The organism is Tsuneonella sp. HG222 (assembly GCF_053819185.1).
Map to the genome: position 1 here is coordinate 418,884 of NZ_JBSOQZ010000001.1, position 24,318 is coordinate 443,201.

The 24,318-nt window shown below is 63.2% G+C and carries 26 protein-coding genes and 1 pseudogene; 5 read left to right on the forward strand and 22 right to left on the reverse strand.

Annotation, left to right across the window (positions count from 1 at the left end; genetic code table 11):
- Positions 1-7 precede the first annotated feature (7 nt).
- The 4 genes from ACWPMZ_RS01995 to ACWPMZ_RS02010 all read right to left on the reverse strand — a co-directional run bounded on the left by ACWPMZ_RS01995 (position 8) and on the right by ACWPMZ_RS02010 (position 6,366).
- Positions 8-3,259, reverse strand: coding sequence for an efflux RND transporter permease subunit (locus ACWPMZ_RS01995; RefSeq protein ID WP_057883320.1), 3,252 nt, complete (start codon positions 3,257-3,259; stop codon positions 8-10).
- A 91-nt stretch (positions 3,260-3,350) separates the two neighbouring features.
- The gene (locus ACWPMZ_RS02000) at positions 3,351-4,553 is read right to left on the reverse strand and encodes an efflux RND transporter periplasmic adaptor subunit (RefSeq protein WP_455702349.1); all 1,203 of its coding nucleotides are present in this window, start codon (positions 4,551-4,553) and stop codon (positions 3,351-3,353) included.
- A 4-nt stretch (positions 4,554-4,557) separates the two neighbouring features.
- The gene (locus ACWPMZ_RS02005; protein WP_455702350.1) at positions 4,558-5,793 is read right to left on the reverse strand and encodes a TolC family protein; all 1,236 of its coding nucleotides are present in this window, start codon (positions 5,791-5,793) and stop codon (positions 4,558-4,560) included.
- Between the two features lie 225 nt (positions 5,794-6,018).
- The gene (locus ACWPMZ_RS02010) at positions 6,019-6,366 is read right to left on the reverse strand and encodes a hypothetical protein (RefSeq protein WP_057883322.1); all 348 of its coding nucleotides are present in this window, start codon (positions 6,364-6,366) and stop codon (positions 6,019-6,021) included.
- A 195-nt stretch (positions 6,367-6,561) separates the two neighbouring features.
- On the opposite strand from ACWPMZ_RS02010, the gene ACWPMZ_RS02015 reads away from it, so the two are divergent.
- Positions 6,562-6,981: a CBS domain-containing protein gene (locus tag ACWPMZ_RS02015; protein ID WP_057883323.1), complete on the forward strand. Its 420-nt coding sequence runs from the start codon at positions 6,562-6,564 to the stop codon at positions 6,979-6,981.
- Positions 6,982-7,253: 272 nt separating this feature from the next.
- On the opposite strand, the gene ACWPMZ_RS02020 is transcribed toward ACWPMZ_RS02015, so the two are convergent.
- From ACWPMZ_RS02020 to ACWPMZ_RS02095, 16 genes are all read right to left on the reverse strand, one after another.
- Positions 7,254-7,979, reverse strand: coding sequence for a PepSY domain-containing protein (locus tag ACWPMZ_RS02020; RefSeq protein WP_120717230.1), 726 nt, complete (start codon positions 7,977-7,979; stop codon positions 7,254-7,256).
- A complete protein-coding gene (locus tag ACWPMZ_RS02025) occupies positions 7,976-8,680 on the reverse strand; it encodes a PepSY domain-containing protein (RefSeq protein ID WP_120717231.1) in 705 nt (234 codons plus the stop codon). Before ACWPMZ_RS02025 ends, ACWPMZ_RS02020 begins: the two co-directional genes overlap by 4 nt.
- Before the next feature lie 72 nt (positions 8,681-8,752).
- Positions 8,753-9,553, reverse strand: a complete 801-nt coding sequence (locus ACWPMZ_RS02030) for a DUF305 domain-containing protein (protein WP_455702351.1) — start codon at positions 9,551-9,553, stop codon at positions 8,753-8,755.
- A 32-nt stretch (positions 9,554-9,585) separates the two neighbouring features.
- Positions 9,586-10,065 (reverse strand): DUF305 domain-containing protein, encoded by a 480-nt coding sequence (locus tag ACWPMZ_RS02035; protein ID WP_455702352.1) that lies wholly within the window; start codon positions 10,063-10,065, stop codon positions 9,586-9,588.
- Between the two features lie 12 nt (positions 10,066-10,077).
- The gene (locus ACWPMZ_RS02040; protein WP_455702353.1) at positions 10,078-10,578 is read right to left on the reverse strand and encodes a DUF2231 domain-containing protein; all 501 of its coding nucleotides are present in this window, start codon (positions 10,576-10,578) and stop codon (positions 10,078-10,080) included.
- Positions 10,579-10,768: 190 nt separating this feature from the next.
- Positions 10,769-11,263, reverse strand: coding sequence for a YybH family protein (locus ACWPMZ_RS02045; protein ID WP_057883329.1), 495 nt, complete (start codon positions 11,261-11,263; stop codon positions 10,769-10,771).
- A gap of 13 nt (positions 11,264-11,276) precedes the next feature.
- Entirely contained in the window at positions 11,277-11,993 is a 717-nt protein-coding gene (locus ACWPMZ_RS02050) for a copper resistance protein B (RefSeq protein WP_455702354.1), read from the reverse strand.
- A 571-nt stretch (positions 11,994-12,564) separates the two neighbouring features.
- Entirely contained in the window at positions 12,565-14,547 is a 1,983-nt protein-coding gene (locus tag ACWPMZ_RS02055) for a copper resistance system multicopper oxidase (protein ID WP_455702355.1), read from the reverse strand.
- 79 nt (positions 14,548-14,626) lie between these two features.
- Positions 14,627-14,857: a hypothetical protein gene (locus tag ACWPMZ_RS02060; protein WP_455702356.1), complete on the reverse strand. Its 231-nt coding sequence runs from the start codon at positions 14,855-14,857 to the stop codon at positions 14,627-14,629.
- A gap of 48 nt (positions 14,858-14,905) precedes the next feature.
- Entirely contained in the window at positions 14,906-15,235 is a 330-nt protein-coding gene (locus ACWPMZ_RS02065) for a hypothetical protein (protein ID WP_120717238.1), read from the reverse strand.
- Positions 15,236-15,332: 97 nt separating this feature from the next.
- Positions 15,333-15,725 carry a Cu(I)-responsive transcriptional regulator gene (gene cueR / locus ACWPMZ_RS02070; RefSeq protein WP_455702357.1) on the reverse strand — a complete coding sequence of 131 codons (393 nt, stop codon included), beginning with the start codon at positions 15,723-15,725 and terminating at the stop codon, positions 15,333-15,335.
- The gene (locus ACWPMZ_RS02075) at positions 15,722-18,094 is read right to left on the reverse strand and encodes a heavy metal translocating P-type ATPase (RefSeq protein ID WP_120717240.1); all 2,373 of its coding nucleotides are present in this window, start codon (positions 18,092-18,094) and stop codon (positions 15,722-15,724) included. Before ACWPMZ_RS02075 ends, cueR begins: the two co-directional genes overlap by 4 nt.
- Before the next feature lie 154 nt (positions 18,095-18,248).
- A complete protein-coding gene (gene arsB, locus ACWPMZ_RS02080; protein WP_455702358.1) occupies positions 18,249-19,283 on the reverse strand; it encodes an ACR3 family arsenite efflux transporter in 1,035 nt (344 codons plus the stop codon).
- Between the two features lie 25 nt (positions 19,284-19,308).
- Positions 19,309-19,716 (reverse strand): arsenate reductase (glutaredoxin), encoded by a 408-nt coding sequence (gene arsC / locus ACWPMZ_RS02085; RefSeq protein WP_120718153.1) that lies wholly within the window; start codon positions 19,714-19,716, stop codon positions 19,309-19,311.
- The gene (locus ACWPMZ_RS02090; RefSeq protein WP_455702359.1) at positions 19,713-20,180 is read right to left on the reverse strand and encodes an ArsI/CadI family heavy metal resistance metalloenzyme; all 468 of its coding nucleotides are present in this window, start codon (positions 20,178-20,180) and stop codon (positions 19,713-19,715) included. The genes arsC and ACWPMZ_RS02090 overlap by 4 nt, the downstream gene beginning before the upstream one ends.
- Positions 20,177-20,527: an ArsR/SmtB family transcription factor gene (locus tag ACWPMZ_RS02095; protein ID WP_194955811.1), complete on the reverse strand. Its 351-nt coding sequence runs from the start codon at positions 20,525-20,527 to the stop codon at positions 20,177-20,179. The genes ACWPMZ_RS02090 and ACWPMZ_RS02095 overlap by 4 nt, the downstream gene beginning before the upstream one ends.
- Before the next feature lie 470 nt (positions 20,528-20,997).
- Here ACWPMZ_RS02095 and ACWPMZ_RS02100 point away from each other — a divergent pair.
- Positions 20,998-21,226, forward strand: a pseudogene (locus ACWPMZ_RS02100) (Arm DNA-binding domain-containing protein); the annotation flags it as partial.
- A 236-nt stretch (positions 21,227-21,462) separates the two neighbouring features.
- Positions 21,463-21,834: a tyrosine-type recombinase/integrase gene (locus tag ACWPMZ_RS02105; RefSeq protein ID WP_455702360.1), complete on the forward strand. Its 372-nt coding sequence runs from the start codon at positions 21,463-21,465 to the stop codon at positions 21,832-21,834.
- A gap of 133 nt (positions 21,835-21,967) precedes the next feature.
- Here the strand turns inward: ACWPMZ_RS02105 and ACWPMZ_RS02110 are convergent, their stop codons facing one another.
- On the reverse strand, positions 21,968-22,615 hold the full coding sequence (locus tag ACWPMZ_RS02110; protein ID WP_455702361.1) for a hypothetical protein: 648 nt from the start codon (positions 22,613-22,615) through the stop codon (positions 21,968-21,970).
- A 104-nt stretch (positions 22,616-22,719) separates the two neighbouring features.
- Here ACWPMZ_RS02110 and ACWPMZ_RS02115 point away from each other — a divergent pair, with 104 nt between their 5' ends.
- Positions 22,720-22,914 carry a hypothetical protein gene (locus ACWPMZ_RS02115; RefSeq protein ID WP_455702362.1) on the forward strand — a complete coding sequence of 65 codons (195 nt, stop codon included), beginning with the start codon at positions 22,720-22,722 and terminating at the stop codon, positions 22,912-22,914.
- An 83-nt stretch (positions 22,915-22,997) separates the two neighbouring features.
- On the opposite strand, the gene ACWPMZ_RS02120 is transcribed toward ACWPMZ_RS02115, so the two are convergent.
- Complete coding sequence (locus ACWPMZ_RS02120; protein ID WP_455702363.1) at positions 22,998-23,603, reverse strand: phospholipase D-like domain-containing protein; 606 nt, start codon at positions 23,601-23,603, stop codon at positions 22,998-23,000.
- On the opposite strand from ACWPMZ_RS02120, the gene ACWPMZ_RS02125 reads away from it, so the two are divergent.
- Positions 23,497-23,829, forward strand: a complete 333-nt coding sequence (locus ACWPMZ_RS02125; RefSeq protein ID WP_455704203.1) for a hypothetical protein — start codon at positions 23,497-23,499, stop codon at positions 23,827-23,829. The genes ACWPMZ_RS02120 and ACWPMZ_RS02125 overlap by 107 nt on opposite strands.
- Positions 23,830-24,318 lie beyond the last annotated feature (489 nt).

Sequence of the window (24,318 nt, forward strand, 5' to 3'; positions counted from 1 at the left end):
GGACGGATCATGCTGGCAGCGGTTCCGACCTAGGTATTCCGTCCTCGAAATCGCCCGGCTGATGGGGCTCCCCGCGCTTCCTCAGGATGAGATGGCTGATCGCGGGAAGGACGTAGAGGGTCATGATGGTGGCGACGATCAGGCCGCCGATGACCACGATCGCGAGCGGCTTCTGGACCTCTGCCCCTCGCCCGGTGGCCAGCGCCATGGGCACGAAGCCTATCGCCGGCACGATGCCGGTCATCAGCACCGCGCGGACCCGCTCCAGAGTGCCTTCGACGATCGCTTCGTCCACCGGTCGTCCAGCATCGATCCGCTGACGGACGCTGGTCATCACCACGAGACCGTTGAGCACGGTCACCCCCGATAGCACGATGAAACCGACCGCCGCCGAGATCGAGAACGGCAAGCCCGCCAGCGCCAATCCAAACGCGCCACCGGCGAGCCCCAGCGGAACTGCCGAATAGACGGCCAGCGAAGAGCGCAAATTGCGCACCGCCAGGAACAGGATGCCGAAGATCAGCAGGAATACCACTGGCACGATCAGGGTGATGCGCTGCGAGGCTGCCTGCAAATTCTCGAACTGCCCTCCCCAGGTGATGGTGACACCGGGTGGAAGCTTAACCTGCGCGACCCGCTCCTGCGCCTCCTCGACATAGGAGCCGAGATCGCGGCCCCTCACATTGGACTGCACCACTACTCGGCGCTGTCCGTTCTCACGGCTGACCTGGTTCAGGCCTTCGGACGTTCGGAAGGCGACCAGCTCGCGCAGCGGGACGGACGTTCCGGCACCGGAAGCACCTTCGGGGAGCTGCACGGGAAGCGAGCCGACCACGTCGAGGTCGTCACGGTTGAGATTGTCGAGCCGAACGATGATGTCGAAGCGGCGGTCACCCTCGAACACCAATCCGGCTTCGCGTCCGCCCAGGGCGGCCGCGACCGTGTCGGTCACGTCCTCCATGGCCAGGCCGTAGCGAGCGATCGCTTCGCGATCGAACTGCACCTCGAGCGTGGGAAAGCCCTCGGTCTGTTCGACCTTCAGATCCGCAGTTCCCTCGACACCGCTCATAGCGGCTGCGACTTCGCCCGCGACGCGATTGAGAACGTCCATGTCGTCGCCAAAGACCTTGACTGCGATGTCGCCGCGGACACCGGCGATTAGCTCGTTGAAGCGCAGCTCGATCGGTTGGCTTGTTTCATAGGCGTTACCGACGAGGCCCCCCAGCTTCTCGTCGATCCGGGCGAGAACGTCCTCGCGGCTATCGACCCCGTCCGGCCACTCGTCGCGCGGCTTCAGGATGATGAAGGCATCGGATGCGTTCTGCGGCATGGGATCGGAAGCGACTTCGGCCGTACCGGTCTTCGAGTACACATAGGCGACCTCCGGGAGGCTGGACACCGCGCGCTCGACCGCCAGCTGCATCTTGGTCGACTGCTCGAGCGAGGTCGAAGGTACCCGCAGCGACTGCATGGCAAGATCGCCCTCGTCGAGAGTGGGAATGAATTCGCGCCCCAGACTTGTGAAGACAAGAAAGGCTGCCGCCATGGTGGCCAAGCCGCCGCCAATCCACGGCCAAGGCCGCTGGACCACTCGGCGCAGCACGGGCTCGTACCGCTCCTTGTACCAGGCAACCGCCTTGACCTCTTTCTCCGCGACCTTGCCGCGGATGAGGACGGCAACCATGGCGGGCACGAAGGTCAGCGACAGGAGGAAAGCACCCACCAGCGCCAGCATGACCGTGATCGCCATCGGCGAGAACGTCTTGCCCTCGACCCCGGTGAAGGTGAGCAGCGGCGCAAAGGTGAGCAGGATGATTGCCTGGCCGTAGATGGTGGGCCGGAGCATCTCCTTGGAGGCTTCGAACACTTCGTGAAGGCGCTCCGGCAGGCTCAGAAGCCGGCCCTCATGATGCTGGCGCTCCGCCAGCCTGCGCAGGCAATTCTCGATAATGATGATCGATCCATCGACAATGAGGCCGAAATCGAGTGCGCCGAGGCTCATCAGATTTCCCGACACGCCGAAGCGGTTCATCCCGATGGCCATAAACAGGAAGGAAAGCGGGATCACGAGCGTTGCGATGATCGCCGCGCGGATATTGCCAAGCAGCCAGAACAGCACCGCTGCCACGAGCAGGGCCCCTTCGAGCAGGTTCTTCTCGACGGTTCCGATCGTGGCTTCGACCAAGGCGGCACGATCGTAGACCACGTTCACCGCGATGCCCGGAGGCATCGACTTCGCGACCTCCTCCAGCCGCTCGCGCACGTCTTCGGCAACGATGCGGCTGTTACCCCCCAGCAGCATCAGCGCGGTCCCCACAACCACTTCGCGCCCGTTCATGGAAGCCGAACCGGTCCTGAGATCGCCGCCGCTTTGCACGGTCGCAACGTCGCGGACGAGCACGGGCACCCCTCCACGGGTCCCTATGGCCGTCCGGCCGATCTCGTCTTCGGTGCGAATGCGCGCATCCGCGCGCACCAGAAAGGCCTCGCCGGCGCGCTGCACGAAGTTGGCACCGATCGAGATGTTTCCGCGCTCGAGGGCCTCGGCGAGCTCGGTAAAAGAGACGCCGTAAGCCGCCATGCGGCTTGGGTCAGGCTGGACCACCAGCTGTTTTTCGTAGCCGCCGATCGAATCGATTCCGGCAACTCCCTCGACACTGCGGAGCTGGGGGCGGACGACCCAATCCTGGATCGTCCTCAGATAGGCGGCCTTCTGCACATCGGTCGTCAGACGCTCGCCATCCGGGGTGAGGAACGCGCCGTCGGGCTGAAAACCGGGTTGCCCGGCGATCATCCGCGATTCCTTCGACAACGGTCGCTTGTAATCGACCGTCCACATCAGGATTTCGCCGAGGCCAGTCGACAGCGGGCTCATCTGGGGCTCAACCGCTTCGGGAAGGCTCTCGCGTGCCTGGTTGAGGCGTTCGGCAACTTGCTGCCGCGCGAAGAAGATATCGACGCTGTCCTCGAAGATCACCGTGACCTGGCTGAAGCCATTGCGCGAGATCGAGCGCGTGCTTTCTAGGCCGGGAATCCCGGCCATCGCCGTCTCAACCGGAAACGTGACCAGCCGCTCCATGTCGAGTGGACCCAAGGCCGGCGCCTGGGTGTTGATCTGCACCTGCTTGTTGGTGATGTCCGGCACTGCGTCGATCGGCAGGCGGAATAGCTGGTAGGCGCCATACGCCGCAACGAGCAGGGTAAGGGCGATGACCACCCAGCGAAATCGGACCGAAGCGTCGAGGAGACGATCTAACATAAATACGTTCCTGGGAGGCGTAAGCGGTCGGCAATGCCGAGATCAGCATCGCGGGCGCGGCCGAAGCCTCGAAAATGGGGAGGTGCCTGTATCAATGCTCGGCTTCGCTGGCGCCAAGCTGCGACTTGAGAACGAATGCGCCTTCAGTGGCGATCACGGCGCCCGGCTTGATGCCTCCGAGAATCTCGATGCGGCCACCGCTGCGTTGGCCCGCAGTCACGGGGGTTGCCTGGAAGCCGCCGTTCACCTGAACGAACACGACATCGCGGCCTTCCACCGATTGGACGGCACCCTCCGGGATGACGATGCGATTTCCAGTCGCGCCACCACGCGGCGTGATCCGGACCCGAAATGCCTGGCCCTGGGTCAGCCCGGCAGGAATGCCCGATGGAGACAGCACCACGGTTGCGGCGCGGCTCTCGGTGTCGAGCGAGGGTGTGGTCGATCGGACCACCGCATCCAGGGTCGCCCCATCGCCCAGCTCGATCACGGCCCGATCGCCTGGGCGGATGCGCTGAGCGTCTGACCACGGCACCGCCGCTTCGATCTGGACGCTGCGCGGGTTGGCGACCTCGAACAGCTCGGTCCCGGCCGATACAAAGGCGCCAAGCTCCGCATCCATCTTGGTAATCCGGCCGCTGATCAGGCTGCGGACGGCAATGTGCCGTCCGTCTGAGGTCACCCCGGCCGCGGTCACCCCCGCCTGGGTGCGGCGCAGCTCCGCCTGAGCCTGCGCAGCCTCGGCCTGGGCAGCCTCGAGATCCTGCCGAGCGGTGATCTTGGCATCGAACAGACGCCGCTCACGATTGAGCGCGGCGGCCGTCGCCTGCGCGCGGGCTGCGGCCGAAGCGCGCTCGGCCATGATCGCGGCCGCTTCGCGACTCTCGAGCAAGGCGACGGTCTCACCGGCACCGACTCCATCGCCGAGGCGCTTGTAGATGCTCGTGATCGCACCGTCCGCCCGAGCGGTCAGGGACGAGCGACCGGTCGGGGGAGCGGTCGCGGTCGCCTGGGCAAGGATTTCGGATCCAAGCGAGCCCGCAGTAATACGCTCGGTCCGAATTCCGACCGCTTCCAGATTTGCAAGCGGCACGGCCACAAACCCTTCGGGTCCGTGCTCCTCCTCGCCCTCTTCCTCGCCCGCCTCGGCTTTTTCGGCAGTCGCACCGGCTGCGGTCGGCTGGTCCGTAGCTCGGCCGATGAGTATGCCGCCAACGCCCGCCAACAGGGCGATGCCTCCGGCGATGGCGATGAGCTTTTTGCGATCATCAGTTGGATTGAGGTCCATGGTCATGTCCTTACTGCGCCGTCGCGCGCGCGAGTTCCGCGGTGGCTTCGGCCTGCGCCAGGCGAGCTTCGATCAGTTGGGTTTCGGCGCTTGTCAGCGCGGCCTGCGCATCGAGCAGTTCGATAAGCTCGATCTTGCCAGCCTCGTACGATAGCTGCGCAAGCCGCAGTGCTTCACGTCCCTCGGGGATGGCTCCGCGTTCGAGCGCTTCGACACGGGCGTTGGCTGCGCTGAGATTGGCCGTCGCGTTGGCGATCCGGGTGCTGGCCCCAACACGCGCACTGGCCCGCTCAGCCTCCGCAGCGCGGATTTCGGCTCGAGCTGCCTCGATATTCCCGCTGTTGCGGTCCCTGATCGGCAGCGGCATCGAAAACCCCGCGACGAGCGCCTGATCGCCAAGCTCCTGGACATGGCGGATGCCAAGCCCAACCGCGGGATCGAGCCGTCGCTCCGCAAGCTGTTGCTGGAGACTCGCCTCGGCCAGAGCGAGCTGGGCATTGGCGAGCCGTACGTCCAAGGATTCGACCGGCAAGTTTGTGTTTGGGATCGGGTCGCCGAGGTCGCCCGCAATCGAACTGGGAGCCGTGTCTGCACCGAACAAAGCCGCAAGAGTGCGGCGTGACGCGGCTTCTTCGGCTTGCGCGCCGCGAAGCTCTGCCGCGGCCTGGCTGGCTGCGGCCTGCGCGCGCAGCGCACGCAGTGGCGGCTCCCGGCCAACTTCGACCAGAATGTTGGCGATCCGTGCGAGCTCGCGCGATCTCTCCTCGTTCTCCGCCGCGATACGCAGCCTGTCGCGCGCCGCGACCGCCGTGGCAAACTGTTGCCTCACCGATCGAGCCAGTTCCGCGCGCGTGATCAGCAAGCGCAGCTCGCTCACGGCAAGCTCGGCGCGTCCGACGGCCTGGCGCGCGGATCTCCGGCCTCCCAAGTCGAGCCGCTGATTGACGGCTACGGTCACCTCAGTGCTTTGCAGCCCGCCCAATTCTCCGGTGCCCAGAAAGTTCTCAACCTCGACGCTGAGTTCGGGGTTGTCTCTGAAACCCGCCTGACGGAGCCTGCCCTGCGCCGCCGCGACGGATGCGCGCGCCGATGCGATTGCCGGCGACCGTGCCTCCGCCGCGCCCAGAGCCCCTTCGAGGGTAAGGTTATCAGGCAAGAGCTCGTCGCTCGGCACCAGCAGCGGCAGCAACGCATCGTCTCCGGTGCGATCGATCGGCGCGGGTGGACCCATGATCGGCGAACCCACCTGGGGCGTTGCCGGCGAGCTTACCTGCGCTAGGGCCGCAGCGGGGCTGCACCCGAGAACGGCAGCCGCAAGGACATGCCGAGCATATTCGCTCGACTGACCGATCCCGCTCGATCGCGGGCCGGGAATCCGTCGCCAGAGGGCGCGGACTCGCAATTGGGAAAGCATTTTCGAGAGTTCCTCTGCTGACACAAAACACGCGCTGCGACTGCAGCACGGCTGGTGTCAGGCTCGAGGCGGCTCTTTGTCTGAGGTGATTTCAGCTGCGCTGAGCGCAACCATGGGCAGGGCAAAGTGCAGCGTGGTTGTCGCCAATTGCTCCGTCACGAAGACCACTCCGCGATCCAACGGCGAGACATTGTGACAATGGCCATGCGCACACAGAACGTGCGGCTGCGCGTCGTCGCTCGACTTTTCAGGTGCTGGCGACGTGTCGATGGACTGGATCGTCTGCTCTATCGAGGTTCCCACATCGTCGCACGCAACCGCATCGGACGCGCCGCCGAAAACGACAGCGAACAACAGCAGCAGGGCCGCGAGTGTCCGGAAGGGCGAGGTTGAGCGAAGTGTCATCGACCGCGCGCTAATGCCACGGCAATTGCAGCTAGACAACCTCAAGATATGCCGTCGTTCCGACGATGAGGTATGAACGGGGCGAAAGAAGCCCATGGGATCTCTCGCTGAAAGGAACGTCGGAGCCCCGCGCTGCGTTGGACGACTGAGCGCGCGATTGGCGCGCGGCCACTTCAAGAGCTTAGGAGAGACGATGTGGAAATTCGCGAACTGATGACGAAGGATCCGGCATGCTGCAGCCCGTCGGACAGTGTGAAGGAAGCCGCCTCGCTGATGGCAAGCAACGACTGCGGCCAAATTCCAGTGATCGACGCAGATGGTGGGTTGGTCGGCGTCATTACCGATCGCGACATCGCTTGCCGCTGCGTTGCCCAAGGCAAATCTGCCGAAACGAAGGTGGAGGAGATCATGTCATCTTCTCCCGTCACCGTGACCATCGATGCGAGCGTTGCTGAGTGCTGCAAAAAGATGGAAGAGAACCAAGTCCGTCGTCTCCCCGTCGTCGATGACGCCGGTAAGTGCTGTGGGATCGTGTCCCAAGCTGATATTGCGCGCCATGCTAGTGAGCATGAGACTGGCGATCTAGTACGTGAGGTGTCGGAGCCGACGCGTTAGGCTTCAGCTCATCGTCCCTTTTCCCATCAGTCGCTCATGGACACGGGCGGCCAGTGCGTAATGCGGTGCAAAGCGGGGGTACCCCGAATCTAGCGGCGACAGCGACCGGCAGATGAACGGCCAATAATCTTCAGGCCTATCCAGCGCGAGGCTGCTAGTTCGGGTGCAGGCTTGTTGCAGCCAGATTCTGATCGAACACGCGGGTGAAAAATTCGCCGAACAGTCTGGTCTTGGCCACGCAAGGTTGTGCTGAGCGCGAAGATTGCTGCATCTCACCGAGATATGCGCTCCCGGCGCGCGCGGACCCAAGCGAGATCATGCTTCCACATCGTCCGGAACAGCAGCCAAAAGCCCGTCACCGCCAGCCACGCCATCGCGACGCCGGCGGTGATGATCAGCGGATGGTTGAAGCTTGTCCTGTCGGCGTAATCCATGTTGTGAAGCATCCAGAAGAAATCCCACCAGCGCCAGGTGTCATTCCGCCGCTCGAGCACGGCGCCCGTGGTGGCCGACACGTAATATGTGCTCGCGTCGTCGTCGGCGAAATCGACCTGCCAGATCGGCGGCTCGTGGTCCCTGACCGGCAGCGATCGCTCGGTAAGAAGCTTCGCCGCGCCGGGCCTCGCCCCGTTGGGATGGTTCGACTGCGCAATGGCGCGGGCGGCGGGCGCATCGATCGTCACTGGAATTCCCGTTCGGGCATCGAACATCCGGGTCGATCGCGCGGTCCGCACTTCGACCACCGGCCGATCAAGCAGAGTCTTCAGCCGCAGACCCTCGATTTCTGCGCTGCCCAACTCGCGGACGATCCCTGGCCACGCGGTCGCTTCGCCAGCGACTGCCGCTTGGGTCGCTTGAGGCCGGGGGCCTCCGGCAACCGCCTCCATGTCTAGCAGCGCCATCGCGGCGCCACTGATTGCCCAGATCACGAACTGCAGGCCGATCGCCAGCCCGACCCACTTGTGGATTTTCCGCAGCCAGGTCGACTTGATTGTCATAGGGTGCTGCGCCCCTTCTTCTTGCGCTTGGGAAAGGCATGGAAAAGCAACCAGATGCCCGAGAGCGCCATCAGTACCGCGCCCCACGTGAAGACGCGAAGAAGGGAGTTGTTGACGTTCTCGCGCTCGTCATAATCCATGATGTGGAGCATCCACACGAAGTCGAACACGCGCCACAGTTCGTGCCGGCGCGACAGCAGTTCGCCGGTAACCGGTGAGAGATAGAAGGTCGGACTGTTCCAATGATCGAACTCCACCCGCCAGAGCGGAGGCGTTCGTCCGCGGATTTCCCCGGGCACATCCGTAAAGAGTTCGACCGATGCGATGGACTCGGACCCGGTGTAGTACGACGAAGCCAGGGCTCTGATTGCCTGCTCGTTCGGCGGGTCCAACCGCGTAGCCGAGGTTGCCCCGAAGGCGCGCTCTCCCGAGGGCCCTTCGGTGACATAAATCGGGCGCTCATCAACCCAGGCCAGCCTGATGCTGGAAGCTTTCTCCCGCGCGGCAAGCGCGAGCGGATCCCGCAAGGCGTTCGCATGGACGCCCGGAATGGACGCCACGCGAATGAGATGGTCGCCGTGGATCGTATCGATATGGACGATGGTCATGTAAAGGCCGCTAAGCGACCAGACGACCACCTGCAGGCCGACGAACAGCCCGATCCATTTATGCGTCTTGCGGGCGATTACGTGGGTTCGCATCTGCGGGCGAAAGCTCCGGCCTTGGATGAGAGTGGCCCCGGCGAAGTTCTCGCCGGGGCCATCAAGGGGCGATCAGCAGTGGCCCGCTTCCCGATGTTCGGGAGCGCAGGTAGGCGACGCGTCGGGCTCCGCTGCAGGTTCCGCCGAGGGCTTGGGCGCAGCCGCTTTGGCCGGGGCCGGCTTTGCATCGGCAGCCTTCGGAGCAGCAGGTTTCGCGGTAGCCGCCGGCGCAGAGGTTTCGCTCTTGGCTTGCGCCTGCATGGCCATCGGCTTGCCGCGCAGCATGGCTTCGACCATCCCCACTTCCTTGAGCTGCTCTGACCGGGTCTCCACGATCTGCGCGCGCACGGCCCCGCTCGCGCCGTTCGCGAGTGCGATGTCCGACATCGCGACGGCCCCGCGGTGGTGGGCGAGCATCTTGGCGAGATAGGTCTCCGAAGGGGTCGCGCCCGATGCCCCCATCATTTCGCTGTGCATCTCGGTCATTGCCGCTTCGTAGAGCCTGGCGCTTTCCGGATCGGCGGTGCCGTTGCGGGCGAGCGCCTTGAGCGCTTCGATCTCGGCGCCCTGGTTGTCGATCGTCATCTGCGCCATCTTCGCGACATCGGCGGTGGGTTGGAGGCCGAGCACAATCCGCGACATGTCGATCGCGCCGTCGTGGTGCGCGATCATCTTCTTGACCCAGGTGTCGGCGGCATCGACGCCGACAGCCGCCTTCATCGCCTTGTCCATCGTCATCTCAGATTCGGCGTAGGGGCCGTCCATGGTCATGCTGGCAGCGGGCGCGGCGTCTTCGGTAGGCTGATTTTCGCTTCCGCAGGCGCTCAGCGACGCGAGCAGCGCAAGCGCTGCAATTCCGGTGAGTTTGGTCATCGAGTATCTCCGTGGTTTTCCGTCGTATCGGGTCAGTGGCGGCCCATGATCCGCTTCATCTGGGCAATCTCATCTTTCTGCGCCTGGATGATCTCGCCGCAGAGCTGGCGTATCTCGGGGTCGGTGAGCTTGGCTTCCTCGCACATCAGGATAGCACCTGAGTGGTGTGGAATCATCGAGCGCAGGAACTGGTCATCGCCGACGAGGCTCTGTTGCCGGATGCCGACAAGCGACAGGACGAAGATCGCCGCAAAGGCTACATAGAGCGCGGCGTTGAGCTTCCGGTTGCGATACATGCCTCCCATTGTCGCAAGCATGATCGCGCCCATCGGCGCCCACATGACCAAAGCCATGTAGAAGAAGTTCACGTTCTGGATGAACTCCCCCCAGCTCCAGATCATGGCGAACATGGCGAGATACATCACCAGCAGGCTCAGCCCGAGATTGACCGCCAGCATCATGTAGGGCTTCGAGCCGCCCTCGTGATGCGCGGACTTTGCGTGGTCTTCCATCGGTCGTTCTCCTTACCAGTTCAGGTGATCGACGCCGTGCACGAGCGCGCCGCCGAACCACCCCTGCACGAGGATCGCTGCCGTCAGGATCGACAGCACCACGATCATGGCTGTGCCGCGATCCTGCTCGGGACGCTTGAGCGCGAACACACCCAAGGCGAACGCGCCGATCCCGATGCCGGTCCCGAGCCAGCGGTGGCTCTGCATCATCCAGTCGTCGAGGCCGAGTTCAAACCCGCCGCTCAGCCAGCCCGACAGCAGGGCGAACGGAGCGGTCACTCCTGCGGTCACCACCAGGAACTGGACGGGCTTCGCGAAGCCGGGCCGCTTGCGCCCGACGATGGCGGTGAAGAGCGCCGCCGGAATGAAGGCGATTGGAAAATGCACCAGCATGGGATGGAAGCGGCCGAGCCAGTCGAGCAGTCTGGCCGCGAAGTTCTGCGGCGGATCGTCTGCTGCGTCCATCGCCGCCATGGCCGCGGCATGACCCGGCATCGCAGGATCGTGGGCCATGGGAGCCGCGTCCCGCGTTCCGCCAGCCGCCGCACGTTGTGCCTCGAGTTGCGCTGCCTCCTGCTTCGCTTTGTGATCCTTGTGCGCCGATACAGGTGCCGCTGGCATGGACAGGACAGCGATGGCTGCAAACATCGCCAGCACCGACCGCGCCAGCAAGCGATGCGATCGTCGGATGAACATGCTCATCTCAGGTCCCCTTCGGCTTGCGCGCCGAATTGTGCATGACCAGGATCTTCCAGCCATCCGCCGTTCTCGTGAGCACGCTCGTGGCGACGCCCCTGCGCATCGCGATCTCACCGCTCTCCGTCTCGATCCGGTAATTGTAGGTCTCGGTTGCGAGCGCGAGATCGCCTTCGATGCGCACCGCGACCGCGTAGTCGGAGAACGCGAACGCGCGGAAAGCCGCGAGCTCGGGCCCCAGATGATGCGCGAGATACTCCTTGTAGGTGCCTTCGACCCCGCCGGTTTCGAACACCGCGGAATCCTCGGTGAAGAGCGCTTCGGTGCCGCTCGCGTCCAGCCGCTCTATCGCGGACTTGTAGCGCGCCAGCACGTCGCGAACGGCGCTCTCGTCGGCGCCGAGCGGCGCGGTTTGCGGTGCCGTCGGCCCCGCTTTTGAAGGATGGTGCCCTGGTGCCGCCTGGAGCGCCAGCAAGGCTGCGATCATGGTCGTTATCAACATTGCTCTTCTCCCCTCAGAACCAGAAGCGAATGCCCGCCAGGAAGCTAAAGCCTCCGGCAGATTCGCCTTCATCACGCAGGAAATCGCGCGTCCTGCCGAACGCCCGCTCGTATTGGACGCCCACGTAAGGAGCGAATTCGCGGGCGATGTCGTAGCGCAGCCGGACGCCGATCTCTGCATCGGTCAGACCCGCGCCGACACCAATGTCCTCGCTGCTCTGAGCCGCGAAATTGAGCTCGGCACGCGGCTGCAGGATCAGCTTTTGGGTGATGCGCTGGTCGTAGTAGCCTTCGAGCCGGCCCAACAGTTCGCCCCGATCCGACAGGAACAGCGCGCCCTCGACATCGAAGAAACCCGGCGCCAGCCCCTCGAATCCGATCGTGGCGTAGACGCGCGATGGGTCTGGCTCGAAATCGTACCGGACACCGGCCTGAAGATCGAAGTAAGGGCCAATGGCGCGGCTATAGAGCGCCTGGACCTCAGCCGATTCCACCCCGGCGCCGAACTCGCCTTCACCTTCGGTTTTGACCACCAGCCGATTGATGTCTCCGCCATACCAGGCCTCGCCGCCCCATTCGTAGGCGTCCCGCCCGCTCTTGATCTTCACCTCGGCGATGTTGAGCATAACCATCGAAAAGTTCTGGCCGCCGTGATGCAGCGACAGATGGTGACGCCCCATGGCCATCGCGGATGGGCCATAGATCGCGTCCGCGGCGTAGTCCGTGGGCACGGGCGGAGCCGTGCCCGAGCCGGCAGGGAGGTTCGTCCCCTCTGCCGTGATCGTTTCGGCCGGGGTACAATGTCCCATCGCCGCGTGTTCCGGCGCGCACGTCACCTGAGCCACAGGTTGCGCTGCGGGGAGTGTGCAATGCCCCATCGCCGCATGCTCCGGCGAGCAAGTGGTTTGGGCCGGGGACGCGGTCTGTGGCGTCGCTGTGGGAGCGGCAGCGGGACGCGTGCAATGGCCCATTGCAGCATGTTCGGGCAGGCAAGTGCTCGGCGCTTGCGGTACCGGAAGTGGCTGAGCGGCAGCCGGTTGGTTTTCCGTTAACGTACAATGTCCCATCGCGGCGTGCTCGGGCAGGCAGGTAGGCGGCGCTTTGGGCCCGGGCTGCGGCTGAGCGACCGCCGATCGATTTGCCGGCAGCGTGCAATGCCCCATGGCAGCATGCTCGGGAGTGCAACTCGTGGCTGCGGTAGGGACCGATGTCTGGTCCGGCGAAGCCTGTTCTTGCGCGACTGCTGGCACGCTGGCGAAAGCCGCCACGGCAAGCAGGGGAAGTCTGTGAAGCCAGATCATCTTACGCGTCTCCCTTGTCGGGACGCACGGTGACGACACGCATCATCCCGGCGGTCATGTGGTAGAGGTTGTGACAGTGGAACGCCCAGTCGCCCTGCGCATCGAGGGTGACGTCGAAGGTCGCCGTCCCGCCCGGCTGCACGTTCACCGTGTGCTTGCGCGGCGACCAGGCGCCATGACCCGTCACCAGCTCGAAGAAATGGCCGTGCAGATGGATCGGGTGCTGCATCATCGTGTCGTTGACCAGTCGCACGCGCACGCGTTCGTTATGGCGGAACGGGATCGGCTCGGCCGGCTCGCTCATCTTCACCCCGTCGAACGACCACATGTAGCGTTCCATGTTGCCGGTGAGGTGGATGTCGAGCTGGCGGGACGGCGCGCGCACGTCGGGATTGCGCTCGAGCGCCATGAGATCGCGATAGGTCAGCACACGGTGGCCGACATCTTCGAGGCCCGTCCCCGGATCGCCCATGCGATCCACCGGCATCGGCGAGATCGTCTGCACGCCCGGGTTCCTGTCGACCTGCGGCGCGTTGGCGAAGTCGCGCATGCCCATCGAGCCATGGTCCATCGGAGCGGCTGCCTGGCCGGCGGCCGCCGGGGCCGTGTGTCCCATCGCGGCGTGGTCCATGGGTGCTGCCGCCGGAGATGCCGCAGCGGAGCCATGCCCCATCGCCGCGTGATCCATACCCGCCATGCCAGCCGCCGCTGCCGTTGCAACTACGGCGCCTGTCTCTTTCCAGCCGGTCAGCTTCCACAACTCGCCGGAGGCGTTCTGTTGGGCAGTCGGATCGACGCCGCGTACCTTCGCCGGGTTCGATGATCCACTGCCCATCGCGCCATGATCCATCCCGGAATGGTCCATGTCGCCCATGCCCATGTCCTTCATGGTCAGGAGCGGGCGCGGGCGCAGCGGCGGAACCGGCGCGCTCATGCCCTCGCGCGGCGCAAGGGTCGCGCGGCCCAAGCCCGACCGGTCGCTCGCCTCGCTGACAAAACTGTAGGCGCGGTCCCCGGGTGTAACGACGACGTCGTAGGTCTCGGCGGTGCCGATCTGGAACTCGTCCACGGTGACCGGCCGCACGTTGAGACCGTCGGCCTGGACGACCGTCATCGGCAGGCCGGGAATGCGGATGTTGAAGGTCGTCTGCGCCGACGCGTTGATCACGCGCAGACGCACTCGCTCGCCGGGCGTGAACAGGCCGGTCCAATTGTCGTAGGGGCCGAAGCCGTTGATGGTGAAGGCGTAGGTTGACCCGGTGACGTCGGCGATGTCGGCCGCGTCCATCCGCATCTGCGCCCATTCCCAGCGCTCCTTCGCAGTGAGGTCGCGCCCTGCGAGCAGTCCCGACAGCGTCATGCGCTGCCGGTTGAAGTAGGGCCCGCCCATCTGCTTGAGCTTGCGGTAGATCGTCGCGCCGGCGAGCGGGCTGTGATCGGACAGCACCAGCACATGCTCGCGGTCGTAGGCGACCGAGTCGGGTCCCGCCGGATCGATCACGATCGGGCCATACACGCCGTCTTCTTCCTGATAGGCGCTGTGGCTGTGATACCAGTAGGTACCGGCGTGGCTGAGATCGAACTCGTAGTCGAACGTCGAGCGCGGCATGATGCCGGGGAAGCTGACGCCGGGAACGCCATCCATCTCGAACGGCACGAGAAGGCCGTGCCAGTGGATCGAGCTGTCCTCATCGAGCGTGTTCTGCACGCGCAGGCGTACCCGCTGGCCTTCCTTGAGGCGGATCAGCGGGCCCGGCACGGTGCCGTTGATGCCGACGGCGCGGGTGACCTTGCCGTCCACCTCGACGCTGACCTGACCGATGGTAAGCGCAATGTCGTTGCCACCGACTGTCGGCAACGGGCGCACGAGGCCTTTCGAGAGCGGCTGGGCCCAGGCGGGCAGAGCCTGCGCCAAGCCGAAGCCTGCGCCGGACATAGCGACGGCGCGCAGCAGCGCACGCCGTCCGAGGACGAGTTCATTCATGAGGGAGTTCCCTGATTCACTGGCGCGAAGACGATCGCCTGCCGACGGGACTGACGCCCCGCCGGCAGGTCAGTCGTGCTTAGTGGTGCGCGTGCCCGTTGGCGGGGGCCGTCGGCGTCATGTTATGGCCTGCGTGCGGATCATCCGCGGAAGGCGCCGCGGTGCCGCTGGCGGGCTTGCCCGCCATCTTGTCGCAGCACGCGCACTTCTCCTTCATCTTCTCGCAGCATTCCATCTTCGGCTTTTCCGCAGGAGCGGCCTGGGCGTGCGCGACGCCGGGAAGAGCGATCGCCAAAGCGACCGCAGTCATCAACTTGTTCATGTTCCTAAACTCCGTGAAATCGAAAGAAGAGCGATTTCACGCAAGTTTGGGAGGCGGTGTTGGAAGCTTCGCCAGGAACGCACGATGCTCGGTCGACCGGAAGCCGGCGAGAATGGGCGCATGATAGACGACCGGGTCGAGCGCGGGCGAGCCGAGCGGCGCCACGGCCGAGCACATCGCGACACAGCACTGTGTCATCGCGCCGGACTCGTCGTCGCCGCCGGAATTCTCGTCGCCGCAATGCCCTGTTTTCGCCATCTCGCGATGATCCATCGGCATCGCCGCCATGGCCACGCCGGACTGCATCGCGAGAGGTGCGACCACCATGGCCAGCGCTGCCAGGATGAGATGGATTCGGCGAAGCATCAGGAATTTGTCCTAGGCGCGGGCGGAACAGGGGTCAATTTCCTTGTGAGGTCCAAGGTACGCGCTTGCTTTCCACGTTTGCCCCTATGCGCCCGCATCATCCCACGGACTCAAGGTCATCGAGGATGGGGCAATCGGGCATTTGATCGCCGTGACACTCGGCGGCCAGGTGCTCCAGCGATCGGCGCATCGAATCCAACTGCCGAGACTTGGACCTCAATTCGGCCGCACGGGCGAGGGCAAGTGCCTTGACTTCGGCACTGGCGCGGCTGCGATCCTGCCAGAGCCCCAGCAGCTGCCGTATTTCCTCGATACCGAAGCCAAGATCGCGGGCCCGCCCGATGAAGGCGAGCGTGTGAACGTCTGTCCGATCATAGTCCCGGTATCCCGAATCTCTCCTTGGGGCAGCAGGGATCAAACCCACCTTCTCGTAATGCCGGATCATCCGCTGGCTCACGCCGGACGCGCTGGAGGCTTCGCCGATCTTCACAAGTGGATGCTCCGCAAGCGCAGCGAATTGCCGATGACCGCCACCGAACTGAACGCCATCGCCGCACCTGCGATGATCGGGCTCAACAGGAGGCCGAACCACGGGTACAGAACCCCTGCCGCGATGGGCACGCCGGCGGCGTTGAACACAAACGAGAAGAAAAGGTTCTGCCGGATATTCGCCATGGTCGCGCGGCTCAGCTTGCGCGCGCGGACGATCCCCCGCAGATCGCCCTTGACCAGGGTGATCGCGGCGCTTTCCATCGCCACGTCGGTGCCCGTGCCCATGGCAATGCCAACGTCGGCAGCCGCGAGAGCCGGCGCGTCGTTGATGCCGTCTCCAGCCATTGCCACGCGCCGTCCCGCGCGACGGAGCTCCTCTACTTTCGCCTGCTTCTGCTGGGGCAGGACATCCGCCATCACTTCGTCGATCCCGACGCGGCGAGCCACTGCTTCCGCTGTCCGGCGGTTGTCGCCGGTCATCATTACGACGTGGATGCCGCTCTGGCGCAGTTCCGCGACGGCCTCGGAAGCGCTATCCTTGATCGGATCCGCGACCACCACGATGCCGGCGAGCTTTCCATTGACGGCGACGAACATGACGCCTTCGCCGTCTGAACGATGCCGGTCTGCCTGACCTTCAAGCGGGCCGGTGTTCGCGCCGATCGTTTCGAGGAGGGCAGCGTTGCCCAACGCGACCTGGCGTCCATCCACCCGCCCGGTTACGCCCTTGCCGGTTATCGAGGCGAAATCGGAACTCTCCGGCAGCACGATCCCCCGGTCGTTCGCACCTTCGACGATCGCCGCTGCCAGCGGGTGTTCGCTCCCGCGTTCCAGCGCCGCGGACAGGCGGAGAACTTCGCTCTCATCGAAACCACCTGTCGGCTGAACTTTGACCAGCTTCGGCTTGCCGACAGTCAGGGTACCAGTCTTGTCGACAACCAGAGTGTCAATTTTTTCCGTCAGCTCGAGAGCTTCGGCGTTCTTGACCAGTACTCCAGATGTCGCCCCGCGACCGGTTCCCACCATGATCGACATCGGCGTCGCAAGACCGAGCGCACACGGACAGGCGATGATGAGCACCGCTACCGCATTGACCAGTGCGTGCGCGGCGCGCGGTTCGGGCCCTACGAAATTCCACACGATGAAGGTGGCGATGGCGATCAGCACGACACCGGGAACGAACCAGCCGGAAACCTTGTCGGCAAGGGCCTGGATCGGTGCGCGCGAACGCTGTGCATCGGCAACCATCCGGACGATCTGCGAAAGCATCGTATCGCGGCCGACGCGATCGGCGCGCATGACCAGACCGCCGGTTCCGTTCACCGTGGCGCCGGTGACCCGGTCACCTTCGCTCTTTTCAACTGGGACGGGCTCGCCGCTGATCATGGATTCGTCGATTGAGCTCCTGCCCTCGATCACGATTCCGTCGACCGGTACCTTTTCGCCGGGCCGAATGCGAAGCAGATCGCCGACCTGCACAAGGTCCAGTTCGACGTCCTCGTCGTTACCGTCGGAGTTGACCTTGCGGGCGGTCTTGGGAGCCAGGCCGAGCAAGGCGCGGATCGCCTTTCCGGTGGCGGAACGGGCGCGAAGCTCGAGAACCTGACCTAGCAGCACGAGCGTGGTGATAACGGCCGCAGCCTCGAAATAGACGGGCACCAAGCCACCCATGGTTCGGAGCGCTGGAGGAAATATCTGGGGCGCGAGGGTCGCGACCAGGCTGTAGCCGAAGGCGACCCCCACCCCGAGCCCGATGAGTGTGAACATATTGAGGTTCCGGGTTCGCAGCGACTGCCAGAATCGCTCGAAGAACGGCCAGCCGCCCCACAGGACGACCGGCGCCGCGAGCACCAGCTGCACCCATTGGGACGTGCGCATGGGCATCACTTCCCAGCCGAGTAGTTCCATCAGGACGACCAGAACCACAAGCGGGACGCTGAACGCGGCGCTCACCCGGAAGCGCCGCGTCATGTCTATGAGCTCGGGATTGGGACCTTCCTCCAGCGTCGGCTCGAGCGGCTCCAGTGCCATGCCGCAGATGGGGCAGGTGCCGGGACCATTCTGGCGAATCTGGAGATGCATTGGGCACGTCCAGATCGTGCCGGCGGGCACATCTGACAGACCCGCTGTTCTTGCTTCCGAAGTCGGGGCCGAGAGATAGCGCTGCGGATCGGCCTGGAACTTGCCGAGACAGCTGGCGCTGCAGAACCAGTAGGGCGCTCCGTCGAGCTCGAACCGGTGAGAGCTGGTGCGGCTATCCACCTTCATGCCGCAGACCGGGTCGGTCGTTATCCCGCCATCGTGCTCGCCCGGAAGAGCCGCGGGCGAGCCATGCTTGCAGTCGTGGTGCTTATGGGTCTCGTGCATGTCCGGCTCCTTCGAAGCGAATCGGTATGCGGCACCTTATGATGTTTGACATCGTGTCAGGGTCAAGAGGATCCGCCAGTGGTCGTTGAACCACGATGGAAATGCTGCTGGTGCCGCGTTCCTATGGACCGTCATCGTATGTCCGCAGTTTGGCCTAGGCGAGCGCTTCTTGTCGTTCGTACCAGCCGCGCGACCGCTTCACGATGGCCACGACCGAAAGCATCACCGGCACTTCCACCAGCACTCCGACGACCGTGGCCAGTGCTGCTCCGGAATTGATGCCGAACAGCGAAATGGCGGCGGCGACGGCGAGTTCGAAGAAGTTCGAAGCGCCGATCAGCGCCGCTGGCGCGGCAACGCACCAGGCCACACCGAACTTGCGGCTAAGCCAGTATGCCAGGCCGGCGTTGAAATAGACCTGGATCAGGATGGGCACAGCGAGGAGCACAATGACCAGCGGTTGCGCCAGGATCTGCTCACCCTGGAAGCCGAACAACAATACAAGCGTCGTCAGCAGTGAGACGAGCGAGATCGGCCCAAGCACGCCAAGCAATCTGTCGAGCGCAGGCTGTCCGCCCGTTGCCAGCACGCGCCCTCGCATCAGCTGCGCGATCACGACCGGGATCACTATATAAAGCACGACTGAGAGCATTAATGTGTCCCAGGGCACGGTGATCGACGCTACGCCTAGCAGCAACCCGACGATGGGTGCGAAGGCGAACACCATGATGAGATCGTTCAGCGCAACCTGGCTAAGCGTGTAATTGGGCTCCCCTTCGCAGAGGTTCGACCAGACGAAGACCATCGCCGTGCACGGCGCGGCGGCCAGGATGATGAGGCCGGCGATATAGGAGGATATCTCGCCAGCGGGCAGCAGCGGCGCGAAGAGCCAGCCGATGAAGAAGGTGCCCAGCGCCGCCATCGAAAACGGCTTCACTGCCCAGTTGATGAACAGGGTGACACCGACGCCCTTCCAGTGCTGACGAACCGACCCGAGCGCCCCGAAATCGATCTTGAGCAGCATGGGAATGATCATCAGCCAGATGAGCACCGCAACGGGCAGGTTGACCCGCGCGATCTCGGCAGCGGCTATTGCCGCGAAGGCGCCCGGAACGGCCGCCCCGAGAGCGATGCCGACTACGATGCACAGCAGCACCCATACCGAAAGATACCGCTCGAACTTCGACATTGCGGGCCGCGCCGCCAATCCAGCATCAGCCATTGGCGGGCACAACCTCGCCGTCTTCCCTCACGAAATCGGCGTCAAGAGTCCGGTCGAGGACCGACAGCACCTCTTCGGACGGGCGGCAGAGCCTTGCGCCCTTCGGCCCCACCACAATCGGGCGATTGATCAGGATCGGATGCTCCATCATCGCGTCGATGAGTTGGTCGTCCGTGAGCGACGGCTCCCCAAGCCCAAGCTCCGCGTAAGGCGTGCCCTTTTCGCGGATGAGATCGCGTGGGCCGATGCCCATGTGCTGGATGAGCGAGGCCAGTTCTTCCCGGCTTGGCGGGCTCTCCAAATAGTGGATCACTTCGGGCTCGATCCCTGTTGCGCGGATCAGCGCCAAGGTGTTGCGCGACGTCCCACATGCCGGGTTGTGGTAGATGGTGACGCTCATCCGCAGCAGCTCGCTGATTGTGCGGGCACGGCCGGGGCGCAGCATGCGCCGTCGGCGGCATTGGTGGAAAGAGCCGCCAGCGCGGGGCGATCGCCGTAGACTGTGGCGTCGCCATTGGTGAGAAAGGCTTCCCAGACGATGCCGTCCGGATCGGCAATCCAGCTCTTTTCCGACTTGGCGTAGCAACAGGTGGTCGCGCCTTCCTCCAAGACAGGACGATCGGCTGCCTTGAGCCGATCGTAAACCTCGGTCAATTCCTCGCCGTCTTCGACCTGGATACCGAGATGCTCGATGCCTTTGGCAGCGTGGCCCGAGGAGATCGCGAAATTGACGCGGGGGTCTTCCAGCATCCACTTGGCATAATCATCTTTCGTCACGGTCGGCTCCGCTCCAAACAGGGTTGAGTAGAACCCGATGGACGTGCTCAGATCGGCGACACCGACGTGGACATGCAGACGCTTCATGCGGAAATCCTTTCCTGAGGCTGCGCGGCATCCTCGCCGCATTGTGCCGTCGGCGCGCAGGCCGCACCGCCGCAGCAATTCTCCATGAGGTAGCCGACCAGCGCGTTCATCGCCCCATAGTTGGCCGTGTAGATGAGCGAGCGTCCCTGCCGCCGCTGCTGGATCAACTCTGCGCGCGTGAGCTGCGCCAGATGGAACGATAGGGACGAGTTGGGCACACCGAGCATCTCGGCAATGGCGCCTGCGGGCATACCGTCATCGCCGGCCTGAACCAGCAAGCGAAACAGTGCCAGGCGATGCTCCTGCGCAAGGGCGCCAAGCGCCTCGACGGCGGCGGTTGAACTCATTTCCATAAGAATCGAAATATCGCTAGTGATCTCGCTGGTCAAGATATATTTTGACCAATCTCGAAACGAGTGTGCGTTTGCTCACTTTTACGCCATGGGTCACGGTTGTCCGCTAAGAGTTGAAAGCGGCTATTATCGGTCGCCGGCAGAAGGGTCCAAAAGTGGTGCTAGGTCCCTAAAAAGGCATCGAACCAATACCTTACACGCCTTTTGCGGGCCTTTTGCGGACCTTTCTAAATGCCCACATCGCAGAAGCCTCTGTTACAGAAGCAGAAATTATCTCAAATTGGATGCCTCTTCTGGCACCATTTGTTTTTTCGCCAACGTCCGTTGGCGATTCCAAAACCCCTTGAAATACGGTAACATAGCCTCCGGTTCGTTCATCTAGGTTCGAGTCCGTTCGCTGACGATCTGGGGGCCTTGGGGGCACTTTTTGGCCCGAGGCCCCCAGTCGAAACGGCTCCGAATCGATGGTTTTTCGAGGGGAGGCCCCCATTGCTCTGACCGATTTCCAACTCAAGCAAGCAGCTCCGCGCGAGCGCGAATGGAAGCTCGCCGATGGTGGCGGGCTGTATGTCCTCGTACGCCCGAACGGCACCATGCTGTGGCGCATGAAGTACCGCCAGGTTCGGCAGGGAGAAGAAGCTCTTCTTCGGTAGCTACCCCGAGGTAGGCTTGCGCGAGGCGCGCCTGCTGCGCGACGAAGCGCGGATCGAAATCGGCCGCGGTGGCGAACCGGCGCGGCGCAAGCGCGAAGAGAGAATTGCTGCGTATATCCGCGCTGGCGACACGTTTGAAGCGGTCGCCTTCGAGTACATAGCCAAGCGCGAGGCCAAAGGTCTGGCAATGGCCACACTGGTCAAGAACAACTGGCTGGCGAGCGTGCTGAGCAAGTCGATCGGTCACAGGCCGATTGCCGAGATCACCTCCACGAAATGCTGGCCGTTTTCAAGCGCCACGAGCAGAGGGGGACTTATGAAAAGGCACGGCGCCTACGCAGCTTTGCGTCGCGCGTGTTCCGATACGCGGTGTCGACGCTTCGAGCTGAGTACGATCCATGTGCGCCTCTGAAGTGCGCACTGATTTCGCCGAAGCCGAAGCACTATGCGGCGATCACCGGTCCCGCCGAGCTACGAAAGCTCTTGCGCGCGATTGACGTCTACGAAGGGTACCCGAGCACCCGGTTCGCACTTCAGATTGCTCCGCATATGTATGTCCGGCCTCGCGAGCTCCGTCACGCCGAATCGGACGAGTTTGACTGGGAAGCAGCGGTTTGGCGAATTTCAGCCGGCGAGATGAAGTCTTGAGGGCCTCACGCCGTTCCGCTGTCGAGCCAGGTGCCTCGTGATCCTGGAGGAAGCTCGCAGCGTGAACGGAGGCTCGCAATACGTGCTCCGCTCGCTTCATGGGAGAGGCAGGCCCTCCTGCCACGGGGAAAACCTATCGCACCACTGAGGAAGCCGTTCGGCTTTTCCAGCGATCAAGCCTGGCCTTTTCGTGGTCAGTCTCGCAATTCACCTCCATCCAGGCGAGCAACTTGATCAAAAGTCGCCAACAGGATTGTTTAAACGCCTCCGCCGAGCTCTCGAAGCGCTTCAGGAAGTTGGTCCTGATCAGGGCGACAACCTGCTTGAGGCGTCCTGTCTCAAGAGCGGTTGCGACGTCCTCGCTGTCACCTTTGAAATAGGCATATGGATTGTAGACGCCGAGGACAAAGAGCCGCTCCTTCTTGTGAAAAGCCTCGCCGACCATATCGAGCAACTTGCCATAGGTCTGCCGTACGGAATATTCGGCAACCGTCGGCTCCCGCGGCTCAGGGAACATGACCTCGCCATCGCCCTCGCGCTTCATACTTGCTTTGACGTAGCTGCGACTTGCTGCACGACAAGAGCGTCGAAAAGGGGGGTCAGCCGCTAGTCTGACTGTCGCTCCAGGGTCGTCAAAGACCAGTTCGTCGTCGTCCTTGCCGCCATGGTTTTCCTTCTCGATTCTCTTCTCCAGCCGGCGGATGTATCCGGGCAAGAAATGTATTCCGAGCGTGCCTCCGACAAAATAGTCGGTCTGTTTTTGGCTGAAGAGCTGGACCATATGCTGGAAGTCGGTAAGTCGGTAAGTCGGTTGTTGATCGGTGTAGCCGTGAGCAAGAACATCTGCTTGCCCGCTGCGATGTCGAACAGCTTCCAAGAGCGTGATTGCCGATCACCCTCTTCTTCACCACGAGTGCCAGTGTTTCGAAAATGATGAGCCTCGTCGATGATGATGATGACGTCGGCTTCCTGCGTGACCTGCTCCAGTTCCTCTGCCCCCTTTTCCCGCATCAGATCCGTGTGACTGAAGATCTTGAGCCGACTGTAACGTCTGAAAACGTCGGGGAGCCGCTTGCCTAGCTCTCGCTCCCAAACCAGCTCCTTGGCGGACTTGGGGACGAAGAGCGCGACGTTCTTCTTTTCGTGAACAGCGAACCGTTCGGTCAGCATAAGTCCGATGAACGCCTTACCGAGGCCCACGCCGTCGCAAAGGAACGCTCCACCGTAGCGTTCCGCGCGCTTAAGCAGACCGCCGTATCCATCCCGTTGGTATCGCGCAAGGACGGGAAATATCCGAGAACCGGTTTCCTCCCACTCCGAAGCCGTCTCCTCGTGTCCGGCGAAGTACTGCTGCAGCGATCGGGCATAGATCTCTCGAAAGGAGAGAACGAACGTGTGTGGCGCCCAAACGTTTTTAAGATTTCTGGCGTGACGTCCTCGGCTTCATCCCAATGCTCTTCATACCATTCCTGAAGCACGGCCACCGGCGTACTGGTGATTTGAACATTCAACTCAACGTTCTCGGTGAAGCCTGGCAGCGTCAAGTTCGATGATCCGACCAGTGCAGATGACCCGACTACCTCCAGCCGCGCGTGGGTGATGTAGGCTTTCGCGTGGAACTTATCTTTGCGATAGACTCGGCACTCGATCTGCCCAGAGCGAATGGCTTCGACGACGGCCTCGACACCCGAGAGGAAGTGGTTTTTTGCGCTTCTCGACGTCCGAGCTTTGGTCGAATTTGCTTGTGACAGCGCTGAGGGCGCTCTCAAAAGCTCTCCGCGTACGTTTGGAAGCCTCGTCTCCGAAGAGAATTCGGATTTTGTCGACCTTCTGCCATTCGCCATTGAGAGCAAGGAGAGAGCCAATCTCGAAAAAGCCGGCGGCGATATCGATTTGCTTGAAAAGCTGGCACCAGTCGTGGAGATACCGAAGCGCCTTCCAGTCCTCTGCGCTATTGTCGACAATGAAAAGCTCGCTACCGACCTTATGGCTTGACCTCTTTGGCAACTTCCAAATTCCCTACCCCACGAGATGGTTCGCTCCGCGTCGGCCTGCCGCGTGTGCCTAGTTGGGCCGGAGCTTAGCAGCTTTCTTTCTTGCATGACGGCCGGCTAAAGCAAATGGTTCGTTCTGCAGCTTTGAACTTGAGTGGCTTGCCACGCGTAGGATCTCGCATTGACCTCAGCGGGGGCTTGCGGGCCTCTGCTGTACCTCCTGACGCGACGGGCCTCCATCTCAGGGGGGTTCTGTGTATACACGGCAGATAGACAGAACTCGGTCTGTGCACTGCCGGATCTTTGTCTTTAGCCGAAACCGTGCTTTTCCGCGGTTGAACTGGTCGGGGAGACAGGATTCGAAGATGCGACCCTCTGCTCCCAAAGCAGCGGACAAGAACGGTCCTAACGCGCAGAGGGTCAGGCGCCATATGTCGCAAACTTTGCTCTATGAGAGGCCGGGCCTCAAAAAAGCGCGTCGGATTTGCCT

Bases quoted from the DNA above. Each gene is read 5' to 3' on its own strand.
- ACWPMZ_RS02090 (WP_455702359.1), bottom strand. From the start codon at position 20,180: ATGAAGCGTCTGCATGTCCACGTCGGTGTCGCCGATCTGAGCACGTCC.
- ACWPMZ_RS02060 (WP_455702356.1), bottom strand. From the start codon at position 14,857: ATGACTGCGGTCGCTTTGGCGATCGCTCTTCCCGGCGTCGCGCACGCC.
- ACWPMZ_RS02020 (WP_120717230.1), bottom strand. From the start codon at position 7,979: ATGACAATCAAGTCGACCTGGCTGCGGAAAATCCACAAGTGGGTCGGG.
- ACWPMZ_RS02055 (WP_455702355.1), bottom strand. From the start codon at position 14,547: ATGAATGAACTCGTCCTCGGACGGCGTGCGCTGCTGCGCGCCGTCGCT.
- ACWPMZ_RS02040 (WP_455702353.1), bottom strand. From the start codon at position 10,578: ATGGCCCACGATCCTGCGATGCCGGGTCATGCCGCGGCCATGGCGGCG.
- ACWPMZ_RS01995 (WP_057883320.1), bottom strand. From the start codon at position 3,259: ATGTTAGATCGTCTCCTCGACGCTTCGGTCCGATTTCGCTGGGTGGTC.
- ACWPMZ_RS02045 (WP_057883329.1), bottom strand. From the start codon at position 11,263: ATGTTGATAACGACCATGATCGCAGCCTTGCTGGCGCTCCAGGCGGCA.
- ACWPMZ_RS02110 (WP_455702361.1), bottom strand. From the start codon at position 22,615: ATGGTCCAGCTCTTCAGCCAAAAACAGACCGACTATTTTGTCGGAGGC.
- ACWPMZ_RS02000 (WP_455702349.1), bottom strand. From the start codon at position 4,553: ATGACCATGGACCTCAATCCAACTGATGATCGCAAAAAGCTCATCGCC.
- ACWPMZ_RS02010 (WP_057883322.1), bottom strand. From the start codon at position 6,366: ATGACACTTCGCTCAACCTCGCCCTTCCGGACACTCGCGGCCCTGCTG.
- ACWPMZ_RS02075 (WP_120717240.1), bottom strand. From the start codon at position 18,094: ATGCACGAGACCCATAAGCACCACGACTGCAAGCATGGCTCGCCCGCG.
- ACWPMZ_RS02025 (WP_120717231.1), bottom strand. From the start codon at position 8,680: ATGCGAACCCACGTAATCGCCCGCAAGACGCATAAATGGATCGGGCTG.
- ACWPMZ_RS02125 (WP_455704203.1), top strand. From the start codon at position 23,497: ATGGCTTCGACGACGGCCTCGACACCCGAGAGGAAGTGGTTTTTTGCG.
- ACWPMZ_RS02095 (WP_194955811.1), bottom strand. From the start codon at position 20,527: ATGAGTTCAACCGCCGCCGTCGAGGCGCTTGGCGCCCTTGCGCAGGAG.
- ACWPMZ_RS02065 (WP_120717238.1), bottom strand. From the start codon at position 15,235: ATGCTTCGCCGAATCCATCTCATCCTGGCAGCGCTGGCCATGGTGGTC.
- arsB (WP_455702358.1), bottom strand. From the start codon at position 19,283: ATGTCGAAGTTCGAGCGGTATCTTTCGGTATGGGTGCTGCTGTGCATC.
- arsC (WP_120718153.1), bottom strand. From the start codon at position 19,716: ATGAGCGTCACCATCTACCACAACCCGGCATGTGGGACGTCGCGCAAC.
- ACWPMZ_RS02035 (WP_455702352.1), bottom strand. From the start codon at position 10,065: ATGGAAGACCACGCAAAGTCCGCGCATCACGAGGGCGGCTCGAAGCCC.
- ACWPMZ_RS02030 (WP_455702351.1), bottom strand. From the start codon at position 9,553: ATGACCAAACTCACCGGAATTGCAGCGCTTGCGCTGCTCGCGTCGCTG.
- ACWPMZ_RS02105 (WP_455702360.1), top strand. From the start codon at position 21,463: ATGCTGGCCGTTTTCAAGCGCCACGAGCAGAGGGGGACTTATGAAAAG.